General features: G+C 50.1%; 8 protein-coding genes. 7 read left to right on the top strand and 1 reads right to left on the bottom strand.

Going from position 1 to position 11,970, the window contains the following annotated elements; translation table 11 throughout:
* Positions 1-93: 93 nt before the first annotated feature.
* Positions 94-1,128, top strand: coding sequence for a sensor domain-containing diguanylate cyclase (locus MHN33_RS14935; RefSeq protein WP_239398891.1), 1,035 nt, complete (start codon positions 94-96; stop codon positions 1,126-1,128).
* 46 nt (positions 1,129-1,174) lie between these two features.
* Here MHN33_RS14935 and MHN33_RS14930 read toward each other — a convergent pair whose 3' ends face one another.
* Positions 1,175-4,603, bottom strand: a complete 3,429-nt coding sequence (locus MHN33_RS14930; RefSeq protein ID WP_239398889.1) for a PAS domain-containing hybrid sensor histidine kinase/response regulator — start codon at positions 4,601-4,603, stop codon at positions 1,175-1,177.
* 366 nt (positions 4,604-4,969) lie between these two features.
* On the opposite strand from MHN33_RS14930, the gene MHN33_RS14925 reads away from it, so the two are divergent.
* The 6 genes from MHN33_RS14925 to MHN33_RS14900 all read left to right on the top strand — a co-directional run bounded on the left by MHN33_RS14925 (position 4,970) and on the right by MHN33_RS14900 (position 11,896).
* Entirely contained in the window at positions 4,970-5,233 is a 264-nt protein-coding gene (locus MHN33_RS14925) for a DUF4212 domain-containing protein (protein WP_239398887.1), read from the top strand.
* 11 nt (positions 5,234-5,244) lie between these two features.
* Positions 5,245-6,969 (top strand): sodium:solute symporter family protein, encoded by a 1,725-nt coding sequence (locus MHN33_RS14920; RefSeq protein ID WP_239399132.1) that lies wholly within the window; start codon positions 5,245-5,247, stop codon positions 6,967-6,969.
* A gap of 93 nt (positions 6,970-7,062) precedes the next feature.
* On the top strand, positions 7,063-8,901 hold the full coding sequence (locus MHN33_RS14915; protein WP_239398885.1) for a DUF294 nucleotidyltransferase-like domain-containing protein: 1,839 nt from the start codon (positions 7,063-7,065) through the stop codon (positions 8,899-8,901).
* Positions 8,898-9,515, top strand: coding sequence for a 3'-5' exonuclease (locus MHN33_RS14910; RefSeq protein ID WP_239398883.1), 618 nt, complete (start codon positions 8,898-8,900; stop codon positions 9,513-9,515). The genes MHN33_RS14915 and MHN33_RS14910 overlap by 4 nt, the downstream gene beginning before the upstream one ends.
* A gap of 157 nt (positions 9,516-9,672) precedes the next feature.
* Entirely contained in the window at positions 9,673-10,686 is a 1,014-nt protein-coding gene (epd, locus tag MHN33_RS14905) for an erythrose-4-phosphate dehydrogenase (protein ID WP_239398881.1), read from the top strand.
* A gap of 31 nt (positions 10,687-10,717) precedes the next feature.
* Positions 10,718-11,896: a phosphoglycerate kinase gene (locus MHN33_RS14900; RefSeq protein ID WP_239398879.1), complete on the top strand. Its 1,179-nt coding sequence runs from the start codon at positions 10,718-10,720 to the stop codon at positions 11,894-11,896.
* Positions 11,897-11,970 lie beyond the last annotated feature (74 nt).

Raw genomic sequence — 11,970 nt, 5'->3', positions numbered from 1 at the left:
TGTCGCAGGCGAGATATTATTAGATTAATACAACGGCATGGCATCGGCTAAGTCGATGCCCTAATTCATCAGCTTTGCGACTTGGTAGTACCTTTGAATCGATTAACTCAGAGCACGCAAAAATTACGGCGGATCAGTTCGCAAGAAGTCGATGTTTCCGGCGAACATCAGCACTTTTTGCACGATATTATTTTTGAGGCAAAGTCTTTGCTTCAGGTTGATCGTGTATCGGTGTGGCTGTTTGACGACATGCACCAGCCTGGCAAACTGCTCAACTATGCCAATACCGACTGGCAGGATGTACCAAAACAGCTGCCAGTGCTGAGTATTGATGACTTTCCCGTGTATTTTTCTACGATTATCAGTGGCCAGTCTATTGCGGCAGACAATGCCTGTTCAGATCCTCGTACCAGCGAATTTACCGATATCTACCTCAAGCCTAATAACATCGCAGCTATGCTGGATACCGCTATTTTTAAAAATGGTATCGCATTGGGGGTGGTGTGCTGTGAAGGGCGTGCTGCTGTGCGCCAGTGGCAGGAATGGGAAGTGTCCATAACAGAAATGGTGGCCGATTGCTGCAGTCGACGCTTGTTGGTGCATGAGTTGTACCAGATGCAGCAAAAGCTTACCAAAATGGCATTTCAGGATATGCTGACAGGCTTGAATAACCGCCGCTTTCTGATGGAGCACGCGAAGCGTGAAATGAGCCGTCATCAGCGTACGGAACGGCCTATGAGCCTCATCATGGTGGATCTGGATCGCTTTAAGCGGATCAATGACGATTTTGGTCATGATGCCGGCGATAAAGTACTACAGAAGTTTGCTCAATGTTGTCTGGATGTGGTGCGTGTTGAAGACTGTTTTTGTCGCCTGGGCGGAGAAGAGTTTGTGGTCTTACTGCCGGAAACCTCGGTCAGCGATGCACATATGGTGGCAAACCGGTTATGTTCTGCCACGCGGGAGATGGAAGTTCGACAGGAGAGTGGCTTGATCTCTGTGACCGCCAGTTTCGGGGTAACCGAAGTTAACACCAGCATGCCGTTCAGTCATGCCCTGAAGATGGCCGATCAGGCGGTTTATCGCGCGAAGGCCAATGGTCGCGATCAGATCCAGCTTGCCTATTAGTGAATCCCGCAGATGCAGCGGGCAGTGCTGTCATACTGTGAAGCGTTCAGGTGCTGTGGTTAAGCAGCGCTTTAAGCTTGGCGGGCTTTAACGGTTTACTCAGATAGTGGATCTGGGCCTGTTTTGCCTGCAATTTTAAAGGCTCGTCGCGTACCGCTGTGATCAGCACCGCCGGGATCTGGGCGTTCCAGTATTGCCTTAACTCTGTGATCAGGTTTACCCCGTTTTCATCATTATCGAGTTGATAGTCCATCAGAATAAAATCAGGGGCCGGATTGTCAATGGCATGTTGTCGGGCTTTGTCTGCCCTTTCAAACATCCGATAGCTAAATTGCCACTTATCGAGCAGGCTTGCCATGGCAGCCAGATTCTTAGGATCGTCGTCAACCACAACCAGATTCAGATTGGCTTTAGCGCTGGGCTTTTGCTCTGAGTGTGTGGTTTTTTGCTGAATCTGCTGCAGATCGCCAAGTGGGACCTCGACACAAAAGCGACTGCCCTTACCTGGGATTGAGTGCATTTCCAGTGGCATACTGAGCAGCTCACAGAGTCGCTTTACAACGCCGAGACCGAGTCCAACGCCTTTATTATCACCGCTCTGGATGCGATAAAAGTCGTTAAATATCTTTTGCTGTTCATGCTCCGAAATGCCAGGGCCGGTGTCCCAGACCTCAATACGCACGCTATGGCTGCGGCGGCGACAGGCCAACAGCACCCGACCTTGCTCGGTGTATTTTACCGCATTGGAAACCAGATTCTGCACGATACGGCGCAGATAGGTAATGTCACTGTGGATCACCTGATGGCGGGTACGTACATGCAGTGCCAGGCCCTTTTCCTGACACAAAATGGCATATTCACTGGCCAGCGGCGACATGATGTCGTCAATATCAAAGTGGCGTGGCGACGGTTTCATCGCGCCCTGTTCCAGCTTGGCGATGTCCAGCAGTGCCGACATCAGATGAACGGTCGAGTCCAGACTGGCACCAAGTTTCTCCAGGTTACTGCGGTCGCTGTCTTGCAACTTGTCTTCATTGATCGCGGCCAGGTACAGGCGTGCGGCATTGAGCGGCTGCAAAATATCGTGGCTGGCCAGCGCCAGAAAGCGGGTTTTACTGTCGTTGGCACGTTCCGCCTCTTTTTTTGCGGCAACCAGGGCTTGCTCGGTTTCTTCCCGGCTGGCTATTTGTGCTTTCAGATCCTGGTTGATCAGGCGGATCTCCTGAGTACGTGCCTCGATGCGGTTTTCGAGATCCATATTGACCTCCTCCAGCGCATTTTGTGTGTCTATGTGGCTGGTAATGTCTGAAAAACTGGTCACAAAGCCGCCTTCTGGCAGTGGGTTCCCCGTCATTTCGAACACCTGGCCATTGCTGCGGTGACGAATAAAGTGGTGTGGTGTGCCATTTTTCAAATGCTGTACACGTTTGTCTATTAACTTTTCCAGTTCTCCGGGGCCACATTCTCCGCGCTCTACGTTAAAACGGATCACTTCCTCAATGCTCTGACCCACCTGTAAAAAACCATCCGGGTACTCAAACATTTCGTGGTAACGGCGATTCCAGGCAACCAGCTTAAGATCTTTATCTACCACAGAAATACCATGACTGAGGTTTTCCAGGGAGGTGAACAGCAGGTTCTGGTTAAATTGCAGAGCCTGGGTGGTTTCATCAAAAAAGTTCACGACTTCTTCAAAGGCGAGTTGTTTGCCCGAGGAAACGGCGTGGATCAGTGCCCGGGCGGAGGAAGCGCCGAGCACGCCGGTGAGGGCTCGCTCACAAAAGGCAATAAAGTCGGCACTTGGATAGGCGTTGCTGTCTTCAATGTCATGATTGATGGCATAGTGGCTGAGTAACTGCTGGCTGCGCTGGATCCCCAGAAATGTTTGCAGGAGCACTGTAAAATCATAAACCGTTGCTTTGACGTTCTTGTTGAGGCGTTTAGCGGCACTGGCTTGCTCCCAGGGGCTAACGAATGCGGCCGCCTGGATCTTATCAATAAGGCGCTCATATGCGCCCAGTGAGAAGCTGATATAGCAGCAGATATTGGCCAGCAGCGCCAGCAAGGTACCGCGAGTGATGATGGTCTGGCGGGTTTCAAAGTCCAGGCTGCTGCCCGCTTCTATCACCGGGAACATCAGGAATAACATCCAGCATAAAAAACCGGCGAGTAGTCCGGCATACACGCCGTAAGCATGCCCTTTGCGCCAGTATAGTCCGCCGACAATGGCAGGTAACAACTGAGTAACCAGCGAAAAGGCCACCAGGCCCATGTTAGCAAGCGCTTCGCCATGACCAAACCACTGCTGATAGAGAAAGGCCAGGACCAGAATCGCAGCAATGATAAAGCGACGGATCAGCAGGATTCGGGTTTTATAGTTGCTGGTGAGGCGGTTTTTCTTAAACTTGCGCTTGAGCAGCAGAGGCAACACAACATCGTTAGAGAGCATAGTACTGAGTGTCAGGGTTGCGACAACTATCATGGCAGTCGCAGCCGATAAACCACCGATAAATACAAAGGTGGTGATCAACGGGTGGCCCTGCATCATAGGCAGAGCCAAGACAAAGCTGTCTGCCGTCACGTTCTGACCGATATCAGCGTGAATGGCGGCACTGGCAATGGGCAGGATCATAGCGGCTATCAGGATAAGATACAGCGGGAACGCCCAGCGAGCAGTGCGCAAATGGCGACTGTCCTGGTTGTCGACCACAGTGACATGAAATTGCCGGGGCAGGCAGATAATCGCTGCCGCAGCCATCAATGTCTGACCAATAAAATTGAAATTGGTAAAGTCAAACCCCTGCCAGTGAGTAAATGTCAAAGATGTGGGGCCGTCTTGCGATAACAGTGCTTGGATGGCGATGACGGCGACGGCCATCAGTGCCAGTAATTTGATCAATGATTCGAACGCGACGGCGAGCATGAGGCCGGAGCGATACTCAGTGACGTCAACCTTACGGGTGCCAAAAAAGATGGCAAACAGAGCCATCAGTAAGGTGCCTGTCATGGCCAGTATACCGCCAGAGATCGGTGTGCCCTGCTGTAACAGTAAAAAGCTGCTACTCAGCGCCTTCAGTTGTAGCGCAATATAGGGAATGGTGGCCAGCAAGGCTATCATAGTGACCATGACAGCGGTGGTCTGACGTTTACCATAACGCGCTGAGATAAAGTCGGCGATGGTGGTAATGTTTTGTTTTTTACTCACCAGAATTAGCTTGCGCAAAAATCCCTGACCAAACACAAAGAGTAACGCCGGTCCAAGCAAAATGGGCAGGTAATGCCAGCTACTGGTGGCAGCTGTACCTACCGAGCCATAGTAGGTCCAGGAGGTACAATAAATACCGAGTGCCAGGGCGTAGACAAAAGGGTGATGGCTGATCCGGGTAGCAACGGGTGTGGTTTTGTCCCCCCAGTTAGCGAGCCAGAATAGTAAGCCGATATAGGCGATGGCAACGAGGAACAGTGCAGCCGTCATGATGAGCCCTTGTGTTAATTCTAGTTATTGTCTCTATGCCTTTAAAGTAGCATCACTTACAGATAATCCAAAGTGACATAATCATCTGATTTTAAAAAATTATTCGATGTTTATTGAATTAATTAGACTAATGTCTTATCCCTGAAAGAAGTGTTCCTGAATTTGCTAATTTCTGAATGAGTTTTATCTAAGTTTATGAATTTAAATAGTTTAATGATACCTGTATTTATTGTGTGTTACAGTTTACGTAAACGTAACCTCACTGTTACGACTAAGGTCTCAATTTCTTATTGACGGGCCATTGCTACAGTCAAAAGGTCATTAACACCAGCACATCGGCGACAGGTGTGTGAAAGGGGACTTATCATGGCTTTTAGAAGTGAAGAACAAGCAAAAGCATATTGGTCAGAGAATCTAGCCTTAATGTTTAAGCTATTAGTAGTGTGGTTTGTGGTGTCTTTTGGATGCGGCATTCTGCTGGTTGATGTACTCAACGAGGTCCGCTTCTTTGGATTTAAGTTGGGTTTTTGGTTTTCGCAGCAGGGCGCAATTTATACCTTCGTTGCTTTGATTTTTGTCTATGTATTCAAAATGGATGCGCTGGACAAAAAGTACGGCGTGGATGAATAAGGAGCGCTATGATGGATGTTCAAACTCTCACCTTTTTAATTGTGGGGCTGAGCTTTGCCCTGTACATCGGTATTGCCATCTGGGCGCGTGCCGGTTCAACCAACGAATTCTATGTTGCTGGTGGTGGTGTGCCACCTCTGGCAAACGGCATGGCAACAGCTGCTGACTGGATGAGCGCAGCGTCGTTTATTTCCATGGCGGGGATCATCTCATTTGCCGGTTACGACGGTGGCGTGTATCTGATGGGCTGGACCGGTGGGTACGTGCTGCTGGCACTGTGCCTGGCACCTTATCTGCGTAAATTTGGTAAATTCACGGTGCCGGATTTTATCGGCGATCGATATTACTCGCAGGTGGCACGGGTTGTGGCCATACTGTGTGCAATCTTTATCTGCTTTACTTACATCGCCGGACAAATGCGTGGTGTGGGTGTGGTATTCTCCCGCTTCCTCGAAGTTGACATCGAAACCGGTGTGTATATCGGGATGGTGATCGTATTCTTCTATGCTGTACTGGGTGGCATGAAAGGCATTACTTATACTCAGGTTGCGCAATACTGCGTACTGGTGTTTGCTTATTTGGTACCTGCTATCTTTATCTCTTTGATGATGACGGGTCACCTGCTACCACAAACCGGTTTTGGTGGTACGCTGGCGGACGGCTCCGGGACCTATTTGCTGGATAAACTCGACGGGCTCAGTACCGAACTCGGCTTTGCGCAATACACCGAAGGGTCCAAGAGCATGATTGACGTCTTTGCGATTACAGCAGCCCTGATGGTCGGTACAGCCGGTCTGCCACACGTCATTGTGCGCTTCTTTACCGTACCAAAAGTAAAAGACACCCGTATTTCTGCGGCCTGGACTCTCGTGTTTATCGCCATTGTTTACACCACTGCACCAGCTGTTGCGTCATTTGCGCGGGTTAACATGATTGATACGATTAACGGTAAAGACGGTAGCGGTACGGCCTATGCCGAAGCACCTGAGTGGGTGAAAAACTGGGAAAGAACGGGCCTGATCACATTCAATGATAAGAACGGCGATGGCAAAATGTTCTACTCAGCGGGTAAGATTGACGACCCGACGAGCCGCAATGAAGTGAAAATCGACCGTGACATCATGGTACTGGCGAATCCGGAAATTGCAGATTTACCAGCCTGGGTGATTGCGCTGGTTGCAGCAGGTGGTATTGCAGCGGCGCTGTCGACAACTGCGGGTCTGCTATTGGTTATCTCTACCTCGGTCTCTCATGATTTACTCAAACGAACCCTCAAACCGGATATCAGTGATAAGCAAGAGCTGCTGGCGGCACGTTTGTCGGCGATGGTGGCCATTGCAATCTCCGCCTACTTTGGTATTAACCCGCCTGGATTCGTGGCGTCGGTGGTGGCCTTTGCCTTTGGTCTGGCGGCGGCAAGCTTTTTCCCGGCGATCATCATGGGGATTTTCTCTAAACGCATGAATAAAGAAGGGGCCATCAGCGGTATGGTGTGTGGTATTGGTTTCACGGCGGCTTATATTATCTACTTTAAGTTTGTCAGTCCGGAACTGAATACGCCGGCTAACTGGTTGTTTGGCATCTCACCAGAGGGGATTGGTATTGTCGGTATGTTGGTGAACTTTGGTATTGCGGCCATTGTGATGAAGCTGACAGCACAAACACCACTTGAAGTGAAACAAATGGTGGATGGGATCCGTAACCCGAAGGGGTCCTCTGCGGCACACGCACACTAATATGAAGTGGCCGATTGTGAATCGGTCCGATCACACAGAAACCAACTACTTCACAGCGTAAGCTGTGGAGTAGTTGTCATTTTGAGAGGTGCTATGACGGCTCAAGTACAGGATGTGCTGACCTTTATGCAGCAACAGGCGCCGTTTGGCCAGTTGGCCTACAGCGCGACGGATTACTTTGTTGAACACTTAGAAATCATCTATGTGAGTGCACAGAATCAGACTCAGTGGTTCAAAAGCGAACAGCCTCATTTGTATCTGGTGCGTTCCGGTCATTTCGATTTGCGCTCAGAGCGTGGGGAACTGATAACCCGGCTGGCAGAAGGCGATTACTTTGGTTATCCCTCATTGTTAACCGGTGAGCCGATCAGCAATCAGCTGGAAGTGGTGCAGGCTGGGCTGGTTTATGTGTTGCCGCAAAGTGCGTTTGATTTTCTTCGTCATGAATACAAACCTTTTGAACAGTACTTTGTGCGCGCCCATGCGAAGCGCCTGTTGTCCAGTCATTATAAAGAATCGGCAAGTGGCTGGTCTGAACATCGGGTCAGCGAATTGATGAGTCGGGCTGCGGTGACCCTAACGCCCCTGGCTAGCATTCAGGAAGCGGCCAAAGTGATGAAGAAACATCGGGTTTCCTCAATTATGGTGACTGAAAATGACCAGCTTGCGGGGGTTGTGACTGACCGCGATCTGCGCAATCGGGTGCTGGCCGAAGGTTTAGATCCCGCGCGGGCGATCCGGGAGATCATGACGGTCAGGCCGAAGTACATATATGAGAACAACCGGATCTTTTCTGCATTGCATCTGATGTTGAAGCACAACATTCACCACCTGCCGGTGCTCAATGAAGATCGCACCCCGATGGGAATGATCACCAGCACCGATCTGCTGCGTCAGCAAAAAAGCGATCCGGTGCAGTTGATTGGCAGGATCTACAAAGCGCGCAGCTATGGTGAAGTACAGCAGCTGGCCAAAGAAATCCCGGATCTGTTGAGTGATTTCGCGAATAAAATCGAAGACATTTCCTTAATAGGTCAGCTGCTCAGCGGTCTGAGCGACGCGCTGACCGGACGCTTGATCGACTTATATCAGCAGCAGCATGGTACAGCGCCAACCCCGTTTGCGTGGATCTGTTTTGGCTCGCAAGCTCGGGAGGAACAAACCCTGCATTCCGATCAGGACAACGGCCTGCTGTTGCCTGAAGGCGTAACGGATGAGCAAAGAGGTTACTTTGCACAGCTCGGTGGGTTTGTTTGCCAACAGCTGGATGAATGTGGGATCCGAACTTGTCCGGGGAACATCATGGCGAGCAACCCGCAATGCCGGGGTACTCTGAGCGAGTGGTGCGATCGGTTTACCACTTGGACCCATGCGCCTACGCCCCATGCCATGCTCAACTGTAAAATCTATTTTGATCTGCGCTTTATAGCGGGATCGGACGTTCTGTTCGGGCAATTTTTACATCATTTGAGTGAGATCCCGAAAAATGAACTGTTCTACGCCGCAATGGCAGCCGATATCAACGTCAATACTGTGCCGATCGGATTGTTCCAGCAGTTTAAGTTGCAGCAGGACAAGCACAAGCACAAATATTTGGATCTAAAAAAACGCGGGGTGGTGATCATCAACGATATTGTTCGCCTCTATGCACTGCAAGCGGGGATCAGCAAACCCAATACACTGCAGCGCTTACGGGCGCTCAAAAACCATCAGGTACTCAGCAGTGAGGACATTGCCAATTTGCAAGATTGCTGGCGATTTTTAACTCAATTGCGCTTACGAACGCAAATTGACCGCGAAGGTTTGCCTGAAAACTGTATTAACCCTGAGCAACTGAGTTCTCTGGAGCGTCATCAGCTCAAAGAAGCTTTTCAACTGGTCAAGCAAGCACAGCAAGCCTGTGCCTTCAAATTTGCCCGAGGTAGCCTGTGAACTGGTTAACGCGTCTACGCAACTGGCATGCCTATCGGCACCAGCGGTTGGCTGATGTTGATCTGGTAGTGCTGGATCTGGAGTTGACCGGCCTGGATCCTAAACGAGACGAAATAGTCTCGGCAGCTTGGGTGGAGATCCGGCAAGGCCGAATTATCCTCGGTACCGCCCGGCATGTAGTGAATAAGGAAGTGCGCCAGCTGGGACAAAGCCCGGTGATCCATGGGGTGGATGAAAGGGCGTTGGCACTGGGCTGTAGCTTACGTACTTTGTTACAGCAACTGGCTGAGGTGTTGGAGCAAAGTATGCTGGTCTGTCATAACGCTATCCTCGACTGGGGGTTTCTCAAACGGGCGTTTGTTCAGCATGAGATAGTGATGCGTCCGGAGCGGATCCTCGATACTATGCAGATTGAGAGACAGCGATTGCTCAGGCAGGGACAAACGCTTGCGGCAGATTGCCTGACATTGTCTGCCTGCCGACAGCGTTATGATTTACCGTCGGCTTGCGAGCATCATGCGCTCAGTGATGCACTGAGTACCGCTGAACTATTGTTGGCGCAGAACAGTCAGCTTGGTGGGACTCAGGGGGCGTTACTCAGGCAACTGACGTAATTATTTTTGCATATCTCTTACACATTTGTGCCTGGTCGATTACAATAGCGCCATCTTAATACGGAAAGCTTGGGAAATTTATTCGCATGCGGCCTATGCACTGTGTGTGAGGCAGGATTGAGCCCAATTTTTCAAAACGTGGTGGATCTTCACTTTAATGACTATCAAACTGGCAATAAATGGTTTTGGTCGTATTGGTCGCAATATAGTGCGGGCTTTGTATGAATCTGGTCGCCAGCGAGACATTCAAATCGTCGCAATAAATGAACTTGCCGATCCGCAGGGCATTGCTCACCTGCTGAAATACGATACCTCGCATGGGCGTTTTTCTTATCCTGTTCACCTGGAAGCGCCTTACCTGACAGTGGGAGACGATAGAATCCAGCTGTTTAGCGAAGCCGATCCCAGCCATTTACCCTGGCATGCCCTGGACGTCGATGTTGTTTTAGAATGTACCGGTGTATTTCATTCCCGTTTTCATGCTCAGGCTCATTTGCGCGCAGGTGCTAAGAAAGTCCTGTTTTCGCATCCCGCAGATGCAGATGTAGACGCAACCATAGTGTATGGTATCAATCACCAAGAGCTGTGTGCTAAGCACACCATCGTTTCCAATGGTTCTTGTACCACGAACTGTATTGTCCCTGTCATAAATGTATTGGATGATGCTTTTGGGATTGGCTCCGGCACCATTACCACGATCCACGCATCTATGCATGATCAGCAGGTGATTGATGCCTACCATCCGGATCTGCGACGTACCCGGGCAGCCAGTCAGTCCATTATACCTGTGGACACTAAGCTGGCCCGTGGGATCGAGCGGATCTTGCCAAAGTTTCATGGCTGTTTCGAAGCCATTGCGGTGCGGGTTCCAACCATTAATGTGACGGCAATGGATTTGAGTGTGACCCTGAACAGTGATGTCACTATTGAGCAGGTGAACAATGCATTACAACAGGCTGCTTGCGGTCCGTTACGTGGGATACTGGACTACACAGAAGAGCCGTTGGTCTCGGTGGATTTTAATCATGACCCACATTCCAGTATCATAGATGGTACCCAAACGCGCGTCAGCCAGAGACGGTTGGCGAAATTGCTGGTGTGGTGCGACAACGAGTGGGGCTTTGCGAATCGCATGCTCGATACCGCAGCAGCAATGACACAAGTTAATTAACAACCAAGTATCGTTCTTGAAGGAGATGTCAATGTCAGTCATTAAGATGGCGGATTTAGATTTAAACGGCAAACGCGTTCTGATCCGTGAAGATCTTAACGTACCGGTGAAAGAAGGTAAGGTCACATCAGATGCCCGTATCAGAGCGTCTTTACCGACCATCAAGCTTGCCCTTGAAAAAGGTGCCAAGGTCATGGTGATGTCTCACCTGGGTCGTCCAACGGAAGGGGAATACGATGTGCAGTATTCACTACAACCGGTTGTAGATTACCTGAACGACGCGCTGGAGCAAAATGTGCGTCTGGTTGATAACTATCTGGATGGCGTTGATATCGCAGATAACGAGGTCGTGGTATTTGAAAACGTGCGCTTCAATGTCGGTGAGAAAAAGAACGATGAAGCCCTGTCGAAGAAGCTGGCCGCATTATGCGACGTATATGTCATGGATGCATTTGGTACCGCACACCGTGCTCAGGCATCGACACATGGTGTTGGTTTATTTGCCGAAGTGGCTTGTGCAGGCCCGCTATTGGCCGCTGAACTGGATGCACTGGGCAAAGCCCTTGATAATCCGGCACGCCCTTTGGTTGCTATCGTTGGTGGTTCTAAAGTGTCGACTAAACTGACGGTACTGGATTCATTGTCAAAAGTGGTTGATCAGTTGGTCACCGGTGGTGGTATTGCCAATACCTTTATTGCCGCGGCAGGCAACCCGGTTGGTAAGTCCTTGTATGAGCCTGACTTAATTGATGAAGCGAATAAACTCAGCGAAGCGGCACGTGCCAATGATGGCGATATTCCTGTACCAACGGATGTGGTTGTTGGTGACGAATTCTCTGAATCAGCCGTTGCTGAGATCAAAGATGTGACGGAAGTACGTGACACTGACATGATCTTTGATATTGGTCCTGACACGGCGAACACGCTAGCAAAAATCATCGCCAATGCGGGTACTGTGGTCTGGAATGGCCCGGTTGGTGTGTTTGAGTTTGACCAATTTGGTAACGGTACTGAAGCGATTGCTAATGCCATTGCAAAGTCTAACGCATTCTCTATCGCTGGGGGAGGTGACACTCTGGCGGCCATCGACAAATATGGCGTAGCCGATGAGATTTCGTACATTTCGACCGGTGGTGGTGCGTTTTTAGAGTTCCTTGAGGGGAAAAAACTGCCAGCAGTCGCTATGCTTGAACAAAGAGCACAAGCGTAATCTGACACTATGCTGCGGCGCAGGTCGCAGCAGCATGTTTTCGGGCCGACAGTTCGGTCCGGTTTTGGGACTCT

It is taken from the genome of Pseudoalteromonas sp. OOF1S-7 (assembly GCF_022347765.1).
In the GTDB taxonomy this organism is placed as follows: Bacteria; Pseudomonadota; Gammaproteobacteria; order Enterobacterales; family Alteromonadaceae; genus Pseudoalteromonas.
The sequence above is the reverse complement of the archived record's forward strand: the minus strand, read 5'-3'. Positions and strand labels throughout refer to the sequence as shown.